The organism is Oculatella sp. FACHB-28, from assembly GCF_014696015.1.
In the GTDB taxonomy this organism is placed as follows: Bacteria; Cyanobacteriota; Cyanobacteriia; order Elainellales; family Elainellaceae; genus JAAUTN01.
In genome coordinates, this window is record NZ_JACJPJ010000092.1 from 79,365 (window position 1) to 98,976 (window position 19,612).

Consider the following 19,612-nt stretch of genomic DNA (forward strand, 5'->3'; position numbering starts at 1 on the left):
ACGGCAAAACGCAGCGGTTGTAGATAACCTGGAACTAGTCACAGGTAGCTTTCGTCAATCTGCTGCTATGACATGTTAGCTGTATCTCGTTACCGATTGCTCCCACCAACTCAACTTCTTATGCCCACTAAGCGGCTCTCACTAGTATCCTAAACGATCGCCTCTAGATACTTTGATGGATCTTATGCCTCCTGTAGATCCTGAATAACTTATTTAGGAATACTCTGCAAAGGCTACAAAAATTTGCGACAAGCGTTCTAAATCAAGCTGGTGTAGCCCATCCTGAGTCTGCTTTGAGACGGGCACAGCTAACCAATGGTGCGGATGGGCGAAAGCAAACTCGATTCCAATCGGCTTTTCCTGCAGTTGTAAGTAGCGATTTGCGTCATTGCTAGCTAGGTGCTCAATGGGATAGGCATCGGCTTTTCCATGCCATAGTATAACTTGTCCGAAGGAATTCCATAGATTGACCAATCCCATTTCAATATGTGCAGGTAGACCGACAAAGAGCGGTTGTTCAATACCTAAATATTCACTAAAGAGTTTGGCGACCACTAACAGGTCGAGTTGTGGATGATGGGTAAGAGCTATCACAAGCTGCTCCACAGGTAAAGGTTCGTAAGCCTTGATTTGAGGTCGAATTCCTACGAAGGCTTCACCATAGGGGTGTTCGAAAAACACTTCAAATGCTACATCGGTTCCTTGGTAGGCATATAAAGCAGCCTTATCCTCAGCCTGCAGTGGGGTGAACATAGGCAGATGCAGTGCAGTCTCCCATACCCCGTCAAAACCCACTTGGACGTAAAGTGGTTTACCCAATTTTTTCGATAGATTTGTCGTATTCATCAAAACCTCTAATGGAACTTGGGCGAGGGCTGAGAGAAAAAGCTTCAAAGCACAGGTAGTTCTATAATCGGACGATCGTTGTGAGTGTAATAGTTGACAGCTAACAATTTATTCTACAGAGCTTTGTTGTAGATCTGCTCAAGCTTAATCGGAGTGGGCATGGAGTAAGAAGGTTGTTGGATGGATAAAGGGGGAGGGAGCGATCGTCCCCTCCCCCCTCTCTTCTCTTACCTTCTCCGATCGCGCGTCAAAATACTCATTACCTCACCAGAACTAGGTGCAGGTAAAAGCGGACTCCAGGCGCTAGGTTCAGCAAAGCCGCGTCGATACAGGTCGTGAATCGTTTCAATCACACCATCACGAGAGCCAATGACCAGGATTCGTAAGCGATCGCGATCAGCATTTTGAAGTGCAGAGACTTCTCTCTCAACAGTGGGTACGTTGGAAGATTCCAAAAAGCATTGAGACATGAGTTGTGACTCCGATTTAGGGTTTACGAGGAAACCCCAAAAACCTAGCCACCCCGCACTAATTCACACGTTGCACAAACCCAGTGAAAGAACTAAAAGTGAGTTTATTTTCACTTTTGTGTCCTGGAGAATTCGCAACGCTTTTTTGACATGACAAGTCGGGGTGGCTAAGGGAATGTTAAAATCCACCATTAGCCGCCAGACTGCCGATACCAGTTTGGGGGTTAGCTGCTCAGGGCTGCTGCCAACAGCCTTGGGTAGCGCTAGATCTTTGGGTGTGGTCGGGTTGTCTCCAGTAAAATTGACAACCTTAACGTGAGAGCATATCTGGGATGGTGACTCTTCGTCAAGATGTTAGGCTACGGAAATTTTTGAGAGAATGAGGAACAGGCGATCGCATCTTGGAAGGTGTTATGAAATTAACCAAACAGAATCTCTCAGAACGTATTGATCATGTATATGACGTGATTGTGGTTGGGGGTGGCGCAGGTGGCTTATCGGCTGGCGTTTATTTGCAACGCTACCTGCTTTCTAGTTTGATCATCGACAAAGGCAAAGCCCGCTCCTTTTGGATACAAGAACTGCACAACTATCTCGGATTGCCACCAGACTCACCAGGGCGATCGCTGCTGCGGCAAGGCAAAGAGCAATACCTCTCCGTGGGTGGTGATATGCTCGATGGTTTTGTAGAAGACATTGAAGATGAAGGCGAAACCTTTGCCGTCAAAGTCAAAATTGGCCGGCAGGGCAGCCTCTATCAGACCTTTCGCACCAAGTACCTGATTGCCGCCAGCGGCATCATTGATTACTTACCTAATTTAGACACCATGCGAAACGTGTATGACTATGCTGGATACAATCTGCACGTCTGCCTCATTTGCGATGGCTACGAAATGGTAGACAAAACAGTGGGCGTATTGGCTAACAGTGCCAGCAATGCAGAAGTTGCGTTTCCTTTGGGCTGGTTTACGCCACACATTACCGTGTTTACGCAAGGACTGTTTGAAGTTGGCGAATTGCGACAGAAACTACAGGAGCATGACTATCAACTGATCGAAACTCCAATCAAGCAATTCCTGGGTGAAGACCATCAGATGAATGGAGTTGAACTGGAAGACGGCAGGACCATTCCACTAGAGGCTGGACTGATTTCAATGGGGTCAAAGTACCATGCCGACTATCTAGAGAAGTTTAATCTAGAAAAGCAGGGTGAGAATCTAGTGACGGATAAAATGGCGCGTACTTCCCATCCTCGAATCTTTGCGATCGGTGATCTCAAAGTCGGCTTAAATCAAGTGGTCGTTGCGGCAGCAGATGGAGCATTGGCTGCTACTCAAATCTGGCGAGACTTGCGGCGAATTCCTGGTGCCAAACATCAGGCAAAGCTGTCTTAAGCTGCTTCCTACCATAATGTCTACAGAGCCAACTAAAAAGATGAGTGACTTGGAAATTCGCGAAGATGACCTGACCGGTCAACAGATCGCTGACCTTCTCCGGGAACATCTCGAAAATATGTATGAGATTACCCCACCCGAAAGTGCCCATGCACTCGATTTAGAGGCATTGCGATCGCCCGACATCACGTTCTGGACAGCCTGGGAAGGTGATGAACTGCTCGGATGCGGCGCACTAAAAGAACTAGATCCAAAAACTGGTGAGGTCAAATCAATGCGTACCGCTAATGCTCATCGACGCAAAGGAGTTGCCGCAAAAATTCTAGAACACATGATCAAAGAAGCTGAACGACGCGGTTATAATTGCCTCAATTTAGAAACAGGATCTTTCGCAGAATTCGCCCCAGCACGAGCCTTATACACACGGTATGGGTTTGAGTACCGAGGGCCCTTTGCTGGATATATTGATGATCCCAATAGTGTGTTTATGACGAAAAAACTCTAAGCTCTGTATCTCAAACAGGAATCAGTGTCTCAAACAGGAATCAGTATGAAAAAAGTAGCAGTGTTTGGCAATGCTGGAGGTGGTAAATCAACTCTAAGCAGAAAGCTATCAGAGATCACTGGACTGCCACTCTACATCCTGGACAAGGTTAAATATCAACCAGGAGGCATTGAGGTTCCAGATGAGGAATACAAATCCATCCATCAGAAAATTTTGACCAGCGATCAGTGGATCATTGACGGATTTGGTTCTCTGGAAACCCTTTGGCCGCGACTTGATGAGGCAGATAGTCTGATTTTTGTAGATCTGCCCCTCTACGTACATTGCTGGTGGGTCACTAAACGATTCGTCACAGGTTACTCTAATCCGCCCGCAGGCTGGCCTGATAAGAGCCCCATCTTAAAGAGTTCGATGAACAGTTACCGTGTGCTCTGGTTATGCCACAAATATTTGACTCCCAAATATCGCCAGTATGTTGAGCAAGCAAAGAACACTAAAAGTGTTTATCACATTCAATCTACTGAGCAGATTGCTCAATTCTTCCAATCTATTGAGAATGGGGCTAATATTTAACCCTGCTAGATAACCACACTAGATAATCCCAATATTGTAGGGGTGGGTTTTGCTGTTGAACCTCAGCTACTATCAGGGTTTGTCTACTAAACCCACCCCTACGAAGACTTACAGCAATTTCCATTTGCATAAACAACAAATCCCTGTAGGGGCGGTTCGCGAACCGCCCCTACTCTAAGGCTTACCCACTGGAATATTGCTGTATGCTTTACGCTAAGCACTAAAAAGTGATAACTGTGCGAATTCCTTCTCCTTTGTGCATGATGTCAAATGCCTCGTTGATTTGCTCAAGGGGCATCACCTGAGTAATCAGATCGTCAATGTTAATCTTGCCATCCATATACCAGTCCACAATTTTAGGGACATCAGTACGTCCTCTTGCACCACCAAATGCACTTCCTTTCCATACTCGTCCGGTTACCAGTTGAAAAGGGCGAGTGCTAATTTCTTGTCCGGCTCCTGCAACGCCAATGATCACACTCACTCCCCAACCTTTGTGACAGCACTCCAACGCCTGACGCATCACATTCACATTACCAATACATTCAAAGCTGTAGTCCGCTCCACCTTTTGTCAAATCGACCAGATAAGGAACTAAATCTCCTTCTACCTCTTTGGGATTGACAAAGTGAGTCATGCCCAGCTTCTCTGCCAGAGCACGTTTGCTGGGGTTGATGTCAACACCCACAATCATGTTTGCCCCAACCAGACGCGCCCCTTGAATTACATTCAAGCCAATGCCGCCCAGTCCAAATACAACGACATTCGCTCCGGGTTCAACTTTGGCGGTGTTAACTACGGCTCCAATTCCAGTTGTGACTCCACAGCCGATGTAGCACACTTTGTCAAAGGGAGCATCTTCGCGAATTTTGGCAACGGCAATTTCAGGTAGCACAGTATAGTTGGCAAATGTGGACGTACCCATATAGTGATGGAGCATCATGCCATCTTTAGAAAAGCGACTGGTTCCATCGGGCATTAGACCACGCCCTTGGGTGCTACGAATAGCTTGGCACAGGTTTGTTTTTTGGCTCAGGCAGTACTCGCAGTTACGACACTCTGGCGTGTAAAGCGGAATGACATGATCGCCAGGTTTTAAAGATTTTACTCCGGCTCCCACTTCAACGACGACTCCAGCGCCTTCGTGCCCCAAGATAGCGGGAAAGAGTCCTTCTGGGTCAGAGCCAGAGAGGGTATAAGCGTCGGTGTGGCAAACTCCGGTCGCTTTGATTTCTACCATCACCTCCCCGTCTTGTGGCCCTTCAAGCTGAACTGTCTCAATGCTCAGTGGCTCTCCTGCGGCGAGGGCAACTGCGGCTTTGACATCCATAACGCGCTCCTATGATCAGCAATTCCGATTTTTACAGCTTAATGACTATCTCACGTCCGCTGTCGGGTTGCCTCAGTCTTAAGCTTGGCTACTTTCTGGAGTTGCGATCGCATTTATCAAAACTTTACAAAACTATTCCCAAAATCGAGCCGATCTCGACTGAGGAAATACTAGGAACGCAATCAGGGATAGTCATTTAATTATCAGTCATCAATTACGGGCTGCTCACAAGAGGCAAATAGCAAATGACCCCTTCCAAACTGGAGCCACAACCTTACCTCAGCTTCACCATGAAAAAACTAGTTCACTTCTCTTATGGTTCCATCTTTTGGCTGTGGAACTGTACATTTTTGCTTCTAGCTTATGGAGTCGTTCTACCGCAAATCGGCTTTGCCTTTTCTGAAGACGTTTGGGCAGGTGTGGCCATTCCCGCGACGCTGGTTGCAAGCTTGATGGGTTTACTCCTGGTGCCGACGGTCTGCACCCTGGTGGGTTGGTTCCGATTACGCAAACAGCCTGTTTTGCTGATGCGTTTGTTTTATGGGGTCGAAGCGCCACTGGTGGCGCTATGTTTGCTGCGCCTATTCCTGATCCGAGAACTCACTCCGGCAAGCTCACAGATCTTGAGTACAGCGCTGTTTTGCATTGGGGCATTTGCGGTTGAGTTGCTGTGTGGGTTTGCGGCGCGCAAACGCACTTTGGCATGGCTACAGCTAGCAAGCCACAGCTTAATGTTGATTGTTGGAGTGTACACCGGAGTACTACTGACATTTTATGCGGTGCCTGCTCTGTGTGTATCCCTATTTGCAGTCTTCACATGGATTATCCAATTCTTCCAGCTTGAGTGGATACCCGTCCTGCGGGATACACTCACTCACAGTCCGCTACGCACAATCTGGTGGGTACCCGTTTTCCTCTTCCTATTCGGGTTTAGCTGTTCGCTGTTTTTTGCCATGCCGTTTGTGATGACAAATTTCTACTTGCGCTCTTGGTGGCGAGTGGCAGCAGCGTTTGGCGATCGCTACGGACAACTCAAAGCCGTAGCAGGGACAGCAGGGGTAGCAGTTGCCTGGTTACTCATTTTCACCGCTCTACAACAACAGCCCCAGATCGAAGCCTTTAAGCTGCTTTCACAGCCTGCTCCAACGGAGGGCGATCGCCAAGAACTTCTAGCTAAGTCAGATCTGATTCGGACAGGGCTGGTCAACGCTTATCTCAACTCTTACCGCTACATTAGCCCCTGGGAAGAAAGCAACAGCCTGAGCGAAACTTACCGCAACGTATTTAATCTGACTCCAGAAAAAGCTCAATTTTGGCAGGATTTACACAACCATATTCTTTCCCCATTCTTATATAACGGTTCGCGTGCTGATGCAGATAGAGCCGCCAACCTGTATGCAGAATTTTTTGATGCCCCGATTCAAAAGGCAGAACGGGAGGCAATTCAAAACGCGCTGCAATCTACCTCGAACCGGGACGAAACTCAGGCAGGATTGCTCAACATCAACCAGCAGATTGTCTGGCTAGCCCAGCAGCGAGTGAATGTGCATGAACATGGAGACTGGGCAGAGATTGAGCTGTATGAGCGTTATCAGAACCCCACCTGGCAGGATCAGGAGATCTTTTACTCTTTCTCATTACCCGAAAGTGCTGTTCTCACGGGGGTATGGCTGGGCGACAGCATGAGTCGAGCCACTCGCTTTCCGTTTGTCGTATCGCCGCGTGGAGCTGCCCAACAGGTCTACACCGGAGAGGTTGCCCGCAGCACTAACTTTGTGGCAGAAGATCCGGCATTGCTAGAGCAAGTTGGGCCACGGCAATATCGTCTGCGCGTATTTCCCATTCCAATGCAGCAGCAGAATGGTGAACCGGGAGAACTGCATCTGTGGATGACCTATCAGGCAATGCGACAGGAGCAAGGCTGGCCGATGCCTCATCTGGCAGAAAAGCGCAATGTCTTTTGGACAGAAGACACCGTACGTCGTCGCAATGGCAGAGCTGCTCAACTGCCAGCAGAAGAATGGCTAGAAACATCGCTACCCGCTCGACAACACGCGCCTCAAACTCATCAGGTGACGCTGCCAGGAGGTTATCAGGTTGTGGCAGAACCCCTGAGCCACAGTTCATCCGCTTTGCCCCAGTCCAAACGGTTTGCACTGGTGTTAGACCGCTCTCGCAGCATGGCAACTCATTCTAACGAGTTAACCAAAACCTTCCGCTGGCTAGCTCAACACAGTGCCAACAACGACCTGGATCTGTATCTCACCGCATCTGCTGGAGCCGAGCCGGAACGTCTGGATGATATTCGTGAGTTTGACTCTAGCAAAACTACTTTCTACGGCAACCTACCAATTCACACCATGCTGCAACAGTTTGGGCAGTTGCACGGTGAGACAGCTTATGATGCAGTGCTGGTAATCACCGATGAGGGAAATTATGAGCTAACGGTTGACGAGGCTGAACTTCCGGCGAGCGCCTCCCCACTTTGGGCTGTCCATTTGGGTGAATTACCTCCTGCTTACGATGATGCCACCCTGGAAACCATTCAAAAAACCAGAGGCGGAGTTGCAACCAATGTGGCAGAAGTAATGCAGCGCATCGCAACTGAGGAAAAACTAGGACACTCCGTTGCCAGCGTTACAGACGGCTATATCTGGAGAGTAGAATCACCCCAAGCTGATACTTCAGAAGTTGAACCTATAGTCAGTGCATCGACAGAAGCCGACTTCACACCACTCGCGGCTCGACAACTCATTCTCAAATTGAGTCGCGAAAAAGACATGACTCAGCTAGCCGAACTGGATGCGATTCACACTCTGGCAAAAGGTACTGAGATTGTCACTCCTTACTCCTCCATGCTGGTACTAGTCAACGATCGCCAGCGAGAACTATTGGCCCAGGCAGAAGTGAGTAGCGATCGCTTTGAGCGCGAAGTCGAGGACGGGTTAGACGAACTGACTCAACCCAATAACCCACTCAATGTAGCGACTGTTCCTGAGCCTGGAAACATAGTTGGAATGGGAGTGGTGGCGATCGTCCTACTTCTATCTACGAAAAAAAGACCTCGCTCCCACAGACAACCCCGTTCCTACAATTCACCATAGCGTCGCCACTGACCTGTTTTTGCGACACAACCTTTTTGCGACACAACCAACAGCTTTCGAGCAAAAACGATTTCAGCATGACAGATGTCACGCTAAGGAAGTGACATTTATTCGATGTGAGTGGAGTTGTTCACCCATTAACTTAGAAACATCACAAGAGAGCGCAATTGCTCAGCAGCTTCTCGAAGAGAAGATCAATGATTTGCGATGAGGCGATCGCAAATCGTTTTCACTTCAAGGTTGTCAAATTGGCGATTGAACCAAATCAGTTTTGACTACTTCAGTCGAGTAGCAAAGCTCGCTGCTGCATGACGTGATTTCTCTTGCTTAATCTAATTTATCTGGGAACACTCAAATGGCAATTATCACGGGTACACAATTCAATGATAACGGTAGCCAAAAAAACAAACTCAACGGCACCAACTTCGACGATTCAATCTTCGGATTTGCAGGTAATGATTGGCTGAATGGATTTGGCGGTAACGACCTGCTTAATGGTGGTTTAGGCGCTGACAAAATGATAGGTGGTCAAGGCAACGACACCTACATTGTTGATATCTCCACCGACCAAGTTTTTGAAGCAGCCAATGAAGGCATTGATACAGTTAAATCCTCAGTTTCTTTCTCCCTCTCCTCAGGCGGCAAAACAAATGTTGAGAATCTAACACTGCTTGGCAATGCTGCTAATGGTCTAGGCAATGCTTTAAACAACTATATTTTGGGCAACGGCAACAACAACAAACTGCTTGGAGGGAGGGGCGATGACTCACTCAGTGGTGCTGGTGGCGTTGACACTTTGTTTGGTGGCACAGGCAACGACAGACTCTTTGGTGGCATCGGTGCTGATGCGATGTTTGGCAGCAACGGCAGTGATACATATTACGTTGACAATGCAGCAGATATAGTTAATGAGTTGGACACTGACAATGGCTACGACAAGGTAATCTCTACCGTTAGCTTCGGTCTCAGCAGTGGTGTTGAACAATTATTTCTTGACAGCGCGGGTAACGTTAACGGCTTAGGCAATGACCTTAACAACCAGATCTACAGCGGTGTGGGCCACAACAAGCTGAGCGGTTCAGGAGGAAATGATTACCTTAGTGCCGGAGATGGCAACGACAGACTGTTAGGAGGAACAGGAAATGACACCTTGGTTGGAACTTGGCTCGATAACGCGGGTAAGGGCGAAACTGACAGGCTTACGGGTGGAACTGGAGTTGATTACTTCGCACTAGGTGCAGCAAAGAGTGGCGAATTTCCTTACATGGTGCGCTTCTATGACGACGGACAACGCAACACCTCTGGACAGACAGATTACGCGCTAATTACTGATTTCAAGGCGGCAGAGGACAAGATTCAGTTAGTAGGCTCTAAGTCTGACTATCTACTCGCTAATGTTTCACTCAATAATATTTCTGGCACTGGAATCTACATTAAGAGCAACAGCCAGTTTGTCACAAATGAGTTGATTGGCGTAGTGCAAAATGTTGCCGCTAATACTCTCAGCTTAGACAGCAATTCCTTCAGTTTTGTCTTCGGTTAATTGATGATTTGTAGGGTGTGAATTAGCCTTAATCATGGAGCTAACACTTCTATGAAAGTTAAACACACCCTACACAAAAATTTTTCCTAGGTACTTCCCATACCTCACACATTAATAGAACTAACAAAAGCAACGACCACTAACCGTGACTCATTAACTCCTCAACCTACTCGATCTCGTCTGACGGTCCAATGGCACGTTATCAACGGCAAGCTAGTGTGTCACTGGGTTCTAACTTGAGAATTTCACAACAGACCAAACTTTCATGCCTTCTCTAGGCTAAGCAGCAAAGGAAAATTTCATGTCGCTTCACCATTCCATCTCTTCTAACACAAATTCCTCTAATCCAAACTCACGATCTTACAGATCAAAAGCATCAAAATTCTGGCGCTCTTTAAAGGGCGAGCGTTTCTTACAAGTTTGCTCAAGTCTTTATAGAGTTTTTGCCAATACAGTTGGCATAAATGACGAGTCTCAACTTGTTTGTAAATGCGATCGCCAACGCAACTTATACCTTGAAGTGTACGACCCAACTACGGAGATATATTGGCACTTCCACTCTAAACAGGACGCTTTAGTGTGGCTTAAACAGCGTTACTACACTCAGGATGACTGCAATTATCAGGCAAAGATTGAGGTAGCTCATCGGAATCAGTATGATGATTCTCAACTTTTAGCTTGTCCAACACAACATAAACTAATAATCTCTTCAAACCTAAAGTTGTTGACCAGATAGGTTAAGTGAGTGGCTAAGTTAGCATTCTTAGCAGGAACTTGTTGTATCAGGGCAATGACTTGTTTTGCATTCACTTTAGTCGCAGCCTGATGTAATTGCTCTATCCACTCGGGTGGCATTACTGTTAGATCTGAAGGAGTGAGAGCCTGAAGATAAGGTTGTACTGTTTGATTTTGCAGTTCGGTAGCGTAGACATAGCGCACATCCAAATATTGCGCCATCTTCTCAAAAATAATCTCCTCCCGTACGGGTTTGCGAACAAAATCATCGCAACCAATGGATAAGGCAACGATGCGTTCTTCTTCAAATGCACTGCCTGTTAACGCAATGACTATTGGTGCTGGTGTACCTGCTGCTTTAATCTGTTGGGTTGCTTTGTACCCGTTTACAATTGGCATTCGCATATCCATCCAAATTAGATGAGGTAACCAGCTTTTGGATAAGGCGATCGCCTCCTCTCCATTAGTTGCTTCTTTGACCTCAAAACCAATTGGGGTTAACAACTCTACAAGCAGCTGACGATTACTCAAGTTGTCTTCTACTACTAAGATGCGGTAGTTGAGCTGTCCGGCTTCTAAGCCAATCACTTGACGATTGGGCACTTGAATCTGAATTTGCTCCGGTTCAACCTGGCAAACTTGAATTACAAATCCAAAAGCTGATCCTGCACCTACGCGACTGGTGACTGAAATTCTACCTCCCAGCAGGCGTACAAACTTCTGGCTAATAGATAAGCCAAGTCCAGTTCCTTCTTGTGAATCGCGCCCCGTCTCGCTCTGCACAAAGGGCTCAAAGAGGATTTTTATTGCTTCAGGGGAGATGCCAGGTCCAGTGTCTTCGACCTCAAACTGCAAAGATGTAGTAGTTGAGCGCTGAGAATGCTCTACATCTTTTTCTGGCTCTTCAACTTGTTTCACCCGGAGTATTACACGTCCCGTTTGGGTAAACTTAATTGCGTTGCTCAGCAAATTCATTAGGACCTGACGCAGTTTGCTCTCATCGGTACGAATATGTTGAGGTAGATCTGGGTCCAGTTCAAAAACGAGCTGTAAGCCTTTAGACTCTGCTTTGAAGTGAAACATCTGCTGAAGCGAATTTAGCAGATCATAAAGGTTAAAATTACTCTCACTTAAAACAACTCTGCCTGCCTCAATCTTAGACATTTCTAACACATCATTAATCAAGTTGAGCAGGTGTTCACCGCTACGGCTGATGGTGTTGAGATAGTTTTGCTGCTTTGGATTGAGAGAGGTACTGCGAGCCATGAGTTGAGTAAAGCCTAGAATGACGTTGAGTGGCGTTCTAAACTCATGACTCATGTTAGAAAGAAACTGGCTTTTGGCATGGTTCGCGGTATCTGCTTCCTGAGCTTTTTGCTCTAACTGACGGCTATAATTTTCTAGCTGCTTGCGAGAAATTTGGAGCTGTTGCGCCAGCCAATAAACCCCGATCGCCAAAATTCCCGCTGACGCTAATCCTACCAACATGATTGTTCCTGCTAACTGACGAGCAGGAGCAAATGCCTCGTTTTGCTCCATTTCCACTAGCAGAGCAATGTCACGGTCGTTGAGCCAGCGATATACTCCAATTACAGACACACCTGCATAGTTTGAATAAAGCCCAGAGCCACTAATCCCGTGCATTGCTGCGTCAATTCCGTGGCTGCTGATTTCTGGTAGAACGGTTTGCGATCGCGACTGTTCTCTAGAAATGAACATCGTCTCACTGCTGAATGAGCCGACCAAATAGGTTTCACCACTTCTACCTAAACCAGTACGTTCTCGCACAATTTGATCAATTCGATCTAGATTTAGGTGAGCCAAAATTAACCCCCGACGAGTGCCTAATTCATCGCGCAATGGCGCTGCTAATGTAACAGATGGTTTTCCTGTAGTTGATGAAACATAAAAGATTGGATCAAAAGTGTTTCCTGGCTCAACGTGATCAAGATAAGTAACACTAGCTAGAACCTCATATCTACCCTCACGGCTTCTATTCGTTGATAAAACAATACGATTGCTAGAATCCAAAATGGAGACTTCTAATAGACTAGGTTTGAGCTGAACGAATTTTGTTAAGTAGTCTGAAAGTTCCTCATGAGCTGCAGTGTAATTTGCGTCAGAACGCTCAGAAAGAAGTATTCCTAGATCATCCTGAATATTGGGAACCTGGGTCATCAACAAAACATCCCTTTGTTGGTCCTCAAACCAACGAGACATTTCTTCTTCTTTTGAGTTGGCTGTAACATTAAGCTGGTTAAAGGTTGCTTGCTTTAATGCTTCTTTGGCTCTGGTAAAAGCAACTCCTCCAACAACACCGACCGTTACAAGAGAAAGCAGTAAAAAGGAGCTAGAGACTCTATTGGTAATGTTTTGGTTCCAGAATCTCATCGCAGCTCTCCTAAAATTTTAAAGCATGTGAAAAATATTCTTCAACCTCTTCCTTGGCTCATTGCCACTGAGCGAAAATCTGCTGGATTTGCTGAATTGCGTCATCGGCAGCCTGCCCTGGAGAGACACGATCGACCACGATGCGATTAATAGCTTGACCCCAAACGTTCTCTTGAACAACCAAACTGTAGGCAGGGTGATAAATCGAATAGAATGGACGAGATTGTTTTTCAAGTAGGATTTTGGTTGCTGTTGAGAGATGGGGATCAGCAGGGTTTGTCCAAAATGAATTTTCTAAAATAGAAGTCATAACGGGTAAATTTCGCCCTCCCGCCGCTTTGAGATAGTTCTCAATTGCCTCAGGTTGAATTAAGTATGAGAGAAATTCTTTCGCTGCTTTCTGATTTTCAGAATCTGCAAATACTATAGCTTGCCTAATATCATCCAAGTACCGCATCGGTTGCCCGCTGGGTTTATTAGGAAATTCCAGGATGCCAAGTTTGTTTTGATAGGTGTCAGTATCTTGACGGACAGTAGCAGGAATTGAAAGCGATGCATTTGGGGTCATTACCACAGTACGATTGAGCAAATTAGTGTTGTTATCAGAATTTCTCCAATCTTCAGACCCTAATGGAACGTACCTTTGCTGATAAAATTGTGTATACCACCTCAAACTATCAATGATACCCTGACGTGTTTGGGGGTTTTCAATCAAAAGATCTCCATTAGGAGTTAATAGTTGCACATCGTGTGCCTCTAAAATATGCTCAAACATGGAGTAAGTATCACCAGATGCAACTGAGTAGGAAAAACCTAATCCATGAATAGTTTGGTTTGGCTGATTCTGGAGGTTATCCTGCACTTGCTGCCAGAATGCCCAAAAGGTGTCCCAGTCTTGAGGAATATCGCTTTCCTGAAAGCCTGCTTGTTGAATGAGATCTCGCCAGTAAAAGATATAAATGTTTGACTGAGAAATCGGCACTGTGTAATAACTACGTTTTTGGTTCGTATTATTGTAGAGAGCGACAGAGTCTAGAACTGAAGCTGGATATAGCTGCTGGACTGGTTCAATGACATCAGAAACATCAGCCAGTTCTCCTTGCCATGCAAGACGAGGGATCAGGGCCTTGCCAGCACTATTGCTCATCATAATGTCTGGTGGATTGCCCGCTTGCAGTGCTCTCTGCGCTTTTTGTGACAAATCATCTGCTGTGTAAAAGGAAAGCTCAACAGGCGCGTTGTGTTGCTTACTCCAATCGTTCACAACCTGCTGAATGGCTTCATCTTCTTCTAGATTAAAGCCCTTATCCCACCAGATTGTTAGAGCTGCGTTGTGGTCAGGCGGATCGGTGACTATAGCGCCTGGTTCGCTGTTAGTGCAGGCAGCGATGATAACACTCAATACCAATGCTATGAGCGTGAATTGATAAAATCGCCTCAGCCGACGACTGGTCTTTCTACGCAGAAACTTACTAACGCTAGCAGCTTGGCTATTCATACTGTTATACGTGTATGTTATCCCTATGTGCATAATCTCTTCTATTCGACAATGCTTGAAAAAAGAGGTAAATTAAGTGAGTTGGGTTGTAATCAAGTTTTGGTATAAAAAATTTGCTTGATTAGGCAAAGCTCTGTTGGATGGCGATCGCGATCACAGTTGTAGAATAAACACGTGAGAGCGAGTGTTTAAATTGTTTTAATTCTCAGCCACAGCGTTCACTAAGAATGTAAATTAGCTGGTGATGAGTTTTTGGAAATAGGCATAGTCTCACAAATTACTGATCTTAAATATCACCTGTTTCAAAAAGTATTGTATTTTGTAACGAAAATTACAGATTCAAGCCAGTATTTCTACTGCTGAATTATCTCAATCCCTCATGAGCTACAAGTAGGCGCAGACTATGAACCACACTTCATCTTCTAAGGGAGATCTTCTCATCGTCGATGATACGCTAGATAATCTACGTTTTTTATCGACCCTACTTCTGGAGCAGGGGTACGAGGTCCGGAGCGTAACAAACGGCTCAACCGCGTTGATGGGTGCATCAGCCCAGCCTCCTGATTTGGTTTTGCTTGATATCTATATGCCAGGAATGGATGGATATGAGGTTTGTCAGCACTTAAAGAACAACCCTAGCACTCAAGAAATCCCAATTATTTTCATCAGCGCCTTGAACGAAACTTTGGATAAGGTAAGGGCCTTTTCATTGGGGGCAGTGGATTATGTCACAAAGCCATTTCAAGTAGAAGAAGTGCTTGCTCGAATCGAGAACCAGCTTACACTCCGCAGACTGCAAACACAGCTTCAAGCTCAAAACATTTGCTTACAGCAAACAGAGGCAAATCTGCGGCGATCGCTAGAACACGAGCAAACCTTGAACCAGCGAATAAAAGAGATGGCAACTCTAGAGGAGCGAAACCGAATTGCCCGCGATATTCATGATTCACTAGGGCACGCACTCGTGGCGCTAAATATTCAGATGGAAACAGCTCTAACATTATGGCAAGAAGCTCCAGATAGGGCTTACACGTTTCTTAAGGAGGCAAAACAGCTAGGTTCAGAAGCGCTCAAAGCAGTGCGACAATCAGTATCTGATATGCGATCAGACCCGCTTAAGGGACAATTGTTAGAGGCAGCGATCGCCACCCTGACTCAAGAATTTCACCGCACCACTGGAGTCTTACCAGAATGTCATATTAACTTGTCTCATCCCTTATCCATTCAAATTAATACTGCTGTATATCGCATTGTGCAAGAAGGGCTGACAAACATTTGTAAGCACGCGGAGGCAACCGCTGTGCAAATCCAAATTCATACCAACGCTTCCGGTTTGTCGCTGTCGCTTCAAGACAACGGCAAAGGGTTTCGAGTCAGGGAGAATAGAACTGGCTTTGGGCTTCAAGGAATGCGTGAGCGAACCGTGGCACTAGGAGGTCACCTAGAGATCATCAGTGAATTAAACAGAGGCTGCCACATTAGTGCATTTTTCCCAACTGCTTAAGACTTATGATTAAAGTACTGCTTGTAGAAGATCAAGAGATTGTTCGACGGGGCTTAAAGACTCTTTTAGAGACTAAGCCCGATCTTCGGATCGTAGGAGAAGCCAGTAATGGACAGGAAGCCATTCAGCAGTTGAAAACCCTGTGGGCTTCGTCTGATCAGCCAGATGTTGTTCTGATGGACATCCGAATGCCCATCATGGATGGGGTAACAGCGACTCAAATGATTTGTCAAACGTTTGTAGGAACAAAGATTTTGGTGTTGACAACCTTTGATGATACTCGATATGTCGCGGAGGCATTGAGATTTGGAGCAAAGGGATACCTGTTAAAAGATATGCCTTCAGAGGAGCTGGCAGAGGCAATTCGGTCAATCTACAAAGGTTACACCCAATTTGGACCCGGAATCTTGGAGAATTTAATCTCCCAGGCACCTTTAACAGAGGAGCCTGAGCAACCAGAACTACCGCCAGGGCTGACAGAGCTGACCCCGAGAGAGCGAGAAATCTTGCGACTGATTGCAGTAGGTTCTAGCAATCGAGAAATCGCTCAATCCCTTCACCTCTCGGAAGGAACCGTTAGAAATCACATCACTCACATCTTAGGTCGATTGAACTTACGCGATCGCACCCAAGCAGCGATTCTTGCCAATTCTCACCTGACCTGGCTTGAAGATTCTGAGAACTAGGCTCTCCACACACTGTCCTATAATCTATTCACAACAATAGCCCCCTATGGGCACATGACAAATGTCACGGTTGAAAAATGGCATTTATGCCATGTGGTCAGGGTTTATATTCAAATACTCTAAGGTTATTGCGTTGGCGATGAAACTCTCCTGACTGGTTTAGATGCTCCTGAAACTGGCGCGCTTTTCAAATAAGTAACGCTAATCTACAGATTGAGGGGAGTGTCGCAAAAATAGGCCAGTGGTGGGGTAAGAGGGCTCTGTCGCAGAAACTAGTGAAGAATAAACAACTAACTGAATTCTTGAAGTAAGCCACTGGTTCGACCAGTGCGACTCGACCAGCTTTGAGCATTGCAGCAGTAAAGTAACACCCACGGTGGCTTGGTGAAGCAAAACCGTAGGAGAGAATATCATGTCGCAATTGTATCAAAGCCTTTCCCATTCCGAGTGGGACTGCAAGTATCACATCGTATTCACACCCGAACATTGCCTTACAACGATATTCGGAGAGATTCGTAAATTTCTCGGTCCGATTTTTCATGAGCTAGCGCGGCAAAAGGAGTGTCGCATCATCGAGGGACATCTGATGCCAGACCCTGTTCATATGTGCCTTGAAATTCCACCAAAGTATGCAGTAGCATCGGTAGTTGAGTTTTTCAAAGGCAAGAATGCGATTGCGCGTCAATTCAGTGGCAAGCAACGCAATTTCAATGGTGAAAATTTCTGGGCACGAGGATACGCTGTGTCAACGGTTGGGTTTGAACTAGAAGCATTACGTCACTGCATCCGCGAACAAGAAGATTGCCGATGAAGGCGGGCAATTCTAACGGTTGAACAGATAAGCCCTCAGCGAGGACACCCGCCAGGCGGTCACACTCATCAAGCCACCAGCTTTACTGGGGGTATCTGACTGCCCAAAAATTGCGAGGAGTCATTCAGCAAGTGTTAAGTCACAAGTCCTATCAACAAAATGCAACCCGCTTACAGTCAGCAATTCAGCATTCTGGTGGAGTTAGATATGCAGCTGACATTGAAGGAGCAACACAAAAAGAGCCAACACTTCTAGGGTATGCCTTGAAGCAGAGCTTATGATAATGTGCTAATTTAGGCAACGATGGAAGTAATCGCGATAGAGCTGATATCTAACCACCACATCATTACCTGTTAATTTGACAAGACCCATACTGTCCAGTTTGAAGGCTTGTTCGGAGGGGAGCCGCACGGTTCTATCGTGTAGGACAACCTCCCGAAATGCTTGCATTAAAGCGGGGTTGCGTTCGAGATTGCTGAGGTGGCGATGAAGATGGTCTGCATAGATGCGGTCTGTCGTAGATGTATCTTGTAGCTGCTCAAAACTCAAAGATTGATGGACGATCGCATACAGTGCCAATCGCACCAGGAATGGATGTCCCCCGATCACCTCCGTTAGAGCTTGAATATCTTTGGAGCGGCAGGAAAGACCATGTCGCTGCACCAGTTCCTCAACCTGAGGCAGTGTGAACTCCGGTAACTCAGTCGGTAGTCCGACATTAAACGGAGATTTGTTTACATCTAGCGGGATGTAAACTTCGGTGGAATGTACCACGATCAAACGAATGTTTTTCCAGATCTCTCGCCGTTTTGCTTCTTCATGCAGGGCACGCAGCAAGCCAAAAAAATCATCAGCAATTTCAAGGTTCGCAAATACGCGATCGACTTCATCCAGCCCCAACGTTAGGGGAGCCGAAAGGCTGGGCAGCAAATACTGTTCAAAGTAAGCTTTGCAGCATTGGTTGCTGCCAATCAGGTCGGCAAGTTGCCAATGTTTGGTGAGTTGATCTGGATCGAGGAGCCCCAGTTCTAAACTCACACTGGCGCAAAACCATTGGAGAAATGTATCTGAGTTGGTGAGACTACGCTGATTGGCAAGCTGAAAGCTGAGCGGTACAACTCGCGATCCTTGCTGTTTTGCCTGATGCAGAATGCGAGCCATGAGTGAGGTTTTGCCCATCTGACGGGGAGCTTTAATCCGAATTAATGCACCCGGTTGGGCGATCGCTTCATAACAAAGTGATTCAATGGGTGACCGCTCAATGTAAAACCGCGATGCAAGGTCCATCTGCCCACCAGGAATTTCAGGAGCCGCACTGGGTAAGGGTGGAACAGGCACATGAGAACTGGAATCTGTAATCTTTGTCCAGGAGATAGCAAATTCAGGGTTAACAGGAAGTGACTTGCGGCGCTGATCCCAAACTTCCAACAGTGCTGCTGCTAATCGTGTGGAAGCATCGGTTGTCTGCCATTGCCAGGGCTGTTTGTCTTGCAAATAGCCCAACAGGTCAAACGGCAACTGCTGCATCCAGGGTAAATCGATCAGGATTGGTAAAATTGTGGGCTGTTGCGTCTTCTGTAACTCCTGAGCAAGCTGAATGTTTGCCAGCGTTGCTTCACTAACAGCAGATTGTTCTGTTAACAGTAGCAGCCAATAGTCGGAGGATTGAACGTTTTCGACGGATAGAAGAGGGGTGGGGGCAAAGCGAAGCTGTTCCCCTCTTGGGGCGATCGTTACTCGATGCTGTGTCTGAGTAAAAGCCTGCTGGAGCTGCGTGATTAACTCGGCACAACTCGCGTCTCCACTGATTAAAACAGTTACAGCATCCTGTCTGTTCGCTTCCTGCTGTTCTCCTTGCGGTTCTGTTCCTAAATCTGCCAGATCACGCCAGTCTTGTCCCAACGTCTGACAGAGTTCTACAAAATTGACAAAATCGACAGGTTTACCATTGAGGAAATGGCTAACTGTTGATTGAGCAATCTCAAGCTGATCTGCTAGCAGTCGTTGACTGGGAAAGCCATTTCGCAACAGAGACAGCTTAACGTGGGAGATGCAGGATTGACGGAGTTTAAGCGATCGCGGCATGGGCAGGAGGTAGGGGGAATGAACCTGGCAATCCAGAATTTTGTACTGGCAATTTCAATTATGACCAATGAGATAAACCCGATAGTATGTCGATAAAGTCGATAGCAAGTCAATCGCAGCGCAAAGTTCTCCTGCTT

General features: G+C 46.4%; 15 protein-coding genes. 9 read left to right on the plus strand and 6 right to left on the minus strand.

Annotation, left to right across the window (positions count from 1 at the left end; genetic code table 11):
- Positions 1–213 precede the first annotated feature (213 nt).
- Both H6F88_RS24850 and H6F88_RS24855 read right to left on the minus strand, forming a co-directional pair.
- On the minus strand, positions 214–846 hold the full coding sequence (locus H6F88_RS24850; protein WP_190645466.1) for a hypothetical protein: 633 nt from the start codon (positions 844–846) through the stop codon (positions 214–216).
- 227 nt (positions 847–1,073) lie between these two features.
- Positions 1,074–1,316: a hypothetical protein gene (locus H6F88_RS24855; RefSeq protein ID WP_190645467.1), complete on the minus strand. Its 243-nt coding sequence runs from the start codon at positions 1,314–1,316 to the stop codon at positions 1,074–1,076.
- Between the two features lie 413 nt (positions 1,317–1,729).
- On the opposite strand from H6F88_RS24855, the gene H6F88_RS24860 reads away from it, so the two are divergent.
- From H6F88_RS24860 to H6F88_RS24870, 3 genes are read left to right on the plus strand one after another with little or no spacing between them, the layout of a single operon-like run.
- Positions 1,730–2,710, plus strand: a complete 981-nt coding sequence (locus H6F88_RS24860; protein WP_190645469.1) for an NAD(P)/FAD-dependent oxidoreductase — start codon at positions 1,730–1,732, stop codon at positions 2,708–2,710.
- A 49-nt stretch (positions 2,711–2,759) separates the two neighbouring features.
- Positions 2,760–3,215 (plus strand): GNAT family N-acetyltransferase, encoded by a 456-nt coding sequence (locus H6F88_RS24865; protein WP_347277740.1) that lies wholly within the window; start codon positions 2,760–2,762, stop codon positions 3,213–3,215.
- Between the two features lie 45 nt (positions 3,216–3,260).
- Entirely contained in the window at positions 3,261–3,788 is a 528-nt protein-coding gene (locus H6F88_RS24870; RefSeq protein WP_190645471.1) for an adenylate kinase, read from the plus strand.
- Between the two features lie 220 nt (positions 3,789–4,008).
- Here H6F88_RS24870 and H6F88_RS24875 read toward each other — a convergent pair whose 3' ends face one another.
- Positions 4,009–5,118, minus strand: coding sequence for an S-(hydroxymethyl)glutathione dehydrogenase/class III alcohol dehydrogenase (locus H6F88_RS24875; protein WP_190645473.1), 1,110 nt, complete (start codon positions 5,116–5,118; stop codon positions 4,009–4,011).
- Between the two features lie 11 nt (positions 5,119–5,129).
- Between H6F88_RS24875 and H6F88_RS24880 the strand changes: the two genes are divergently transcribed.
- From H6F88_RS24880 to H6F88_RS24890, 3 genes are all read left to right on the plus strand, one after another.
- The gene (locus H6F88_RS24880) at positions 5,130–5,318 is read left to right on the plus strand and encodes a hypothetical protein (protein ID WP_190645475.1); all 189 of its coding nucleotides are present in this window, start codon (positions 5,130–5,132) and stop codon (positions 5,316–5,318) included.
- A gap of 45 nt (positions 5,319–5,363) precedes the next feature.
- Positions 5,364–8,222: a TIGR02921 family PEP-CTERM protein gene (locus H6F88_RS24885; protein WP_199318457.1), complete on the plus strand. Its 2,859-nt coding sequence runs from the start codon at positions 5,364–5,366 to the stop codon at positions 8,220–8,222.
- A 355-nt stretch (positions 8,223–8,577) separates the two neighbouring features.
- Positions 8,578–9,765 (plus strand): calcium-binding protein, encoded by a 1,188-nt coding sequence (locus H6F88_RS24890; protein ID WP_190645478.1) that lies wholly within the window; start codon positions 8,578–8,580, stop codon positions 9,763–9,765.
- A 666-nt stretch (positions 9,766–10,431) separates the two neighbouring features.
- On the opposite strand, the gene H6F88_RS24895 is transcribed toward H6F88_RS24890, so the two are convergent.
- A complete protein-coding gene (locus H6F88_RS24895; RefSeq protein ID WP_190645479.1) occupies positions 10,432–12,891 on the minus strand; it encodes a hybrid sensor histidine kinase/response regulator in 2,460 nt (819 codons plus the stop codon).
- Between the two features lie 58 nt (positions 12,892–12,949).
- Positions 12,950–14,389: an ABC transporter substrate-binding protein gene (locus tag H6F88_RS24900; RefSeq protein ID WP_190645481.1), complete on the minus strand. Its 1,440-nt coding sequence runs from the start codon at positions 14,387–14,389 to the stop codon at positions 12,950–12,952.
- A 403-nt stretch (positions 14,390–14,792) separates the two neighbouring features.
- Between H6F88_RS24900 and H6F88_RS24905 the strand changes: the two genes are divergently transcribed.
- The 3 genes from H6F88_RS24905 to tnpA all read left to right on the plus strand — a co-directional run bounded on the left by H6F88_RS24905 (position 14,793) and on the right by tnpA (position 17,390).
- Positions 14,793–15,893 (plus strand): response regulator, encoded by a 1,101-nt coding sequence (locus tag H6F88_RS24905; protein ID WP_190645483.1) that lies wholly within the window; start codon positions 14,793–14,795, stop codon positions 15,891–15,893.
- A 5-nt stretch (positions 15,894–15,898) separates the two neighbouring features.
- Entirely contained in the window at positions 15,899–16,579 is a 681-nt protein-coding gene (locus H6F88_RS24910) for a response regulator transcription factor (RefSeq protein WP_190645485.1), read from the plus strand.
- 412 nt (positions 16,580–16,991) lie between these two features.
- Complete coding sequence (tnpA, locus tag H6F88_RS24915; protein ID WP_190645487.1) at positions 16,992–17,390, plus strand: IS200/IS605 family transposase; 399 nt, start codon at positions 16,992–16,994, stop codon at positions 17,388–17,390.
- A gap of 288 nt (positions 17,391–17,678) precedes the next feature.
- Here tnpA and H6F88_RS24920 read toward each other — a convergent pair whose 3' ends face one another.
- Entirely contained in the window at positions 17,679–19,475 is a 1,797-nt protein-coding gene (locus H6F88_RS24920; protein ID WP_190645489.1) for an AAA-like domain-containing protein, read from the minus strand.
- Between the last annotated feature and the right edge of the window lie 137 nt (positions 19,476–19,612).

What these genes read in the sequence shown, in the direction of transcription:
- H6F88_RS24850 (WP_190645466.1), bottom strand. Translation starts at nt 846, where the DNA reads ATGAATACGACAAATCTATCGAAAAAATTGGGTAAACCACTTTACGTC.
- H6F88_RS24855 (WP_190645467.1), bottom strand. Translation starts at nt 1,316, where the DNA reads ATGTCTCAATGCTTTTTGGAATCTTCCAACGTACCCACTGTTGAGAGA.
- H6F88_RS24860 (WP_190645469.1), top strand. Translation starts at nt 1,730, where the DNA reads ATGAAATTAACCAAACAGAATCTCTCAGAACGTATTGATCATGTATAT.
- H6F88_RS24870 (WP_190645471.1), top strand. Translation starts at nt 3,261, where the DNA reads ATGAAAAAAGTAGCAGTGTTTGGCAATGCTGGAGGTGGTAAATCAACT.
- H6F88_RS24875 (WP_190645473.1), bottom strand. Translation starts at nt 5,118, where the DNA reads ATGGATGTCAAAGCCGCAGTTGCCCTCGCCGCAGGAGAGCCACTGAGC.
- H6F88_RS24880 (WP_190645475.1), top strand. Translation starts at nt 5,130, where the DNA reads ATGATCAGCAATTCCGATTTTTACAGCTTAATGACTATCTCACGTCCG.
- H6F88_RS24885 (WP_199318457.1), top strand. Translation starts at nt 5,364, where the DNA reads ATGACCCCTTCCAAACTGGAGCCACAACCTTACCTCAGCTTCACCATG.
- H6F88_RS24890 (WP_190645478.1), top strand. Translation starts at nt 8,578, where the DNA reads ATGGCAATTATCACGGGTACACAATTCAATGATAACGGTAGCCAAAAA.
- H6F88_RS24895 (WP_190645479.1), bottom strand. Translation starts at nt 12,891, where the DNA reads ATGAGATTCTGGAACCAAAACATTACCAATAGAGTCTCTAGCTCCTTT.
- H6F88_RS24900 (WP_190645481.1), bottom strand. Translation starts at nt 14,389, where the DNA reads ATGAATAGCCAAGCTGCTAGCGTTAGTAAGTTTCTGCGTAGAAAGACC.
- H6F88_RS24905 (WP_190645483.1), top strand. Translation starts at nt 14,793, where the DNA reads ATGAACCACACTTCATCTTCTAAGGGAGATCTTCTCATCGTCGATGAT.
- H6F88_RS24910 (WP_190645485.1), top strand. Translation starts at nt 15,899, where the DNA reads ATGATTAAAGTACTGCTTGTAGAAGATCAAGAGATTGTTCGACGGGGC.
- tnpA (WP_190645487.1), top strand. Translation starts at nt 16,992, where the DNA reads ATGTCGCAATTGTATCAAAGCCTTTCCCATTCCGAGTGGGACTGCAAG.
- H6F88_RS24920 (WP_190645489.1), bottom strand. Translation starts at nt 19,475, where the DNA reads ATGCCGCGATCGCTTAAACTCCGTCAATCCTGCATCTCCCACGTTAAG.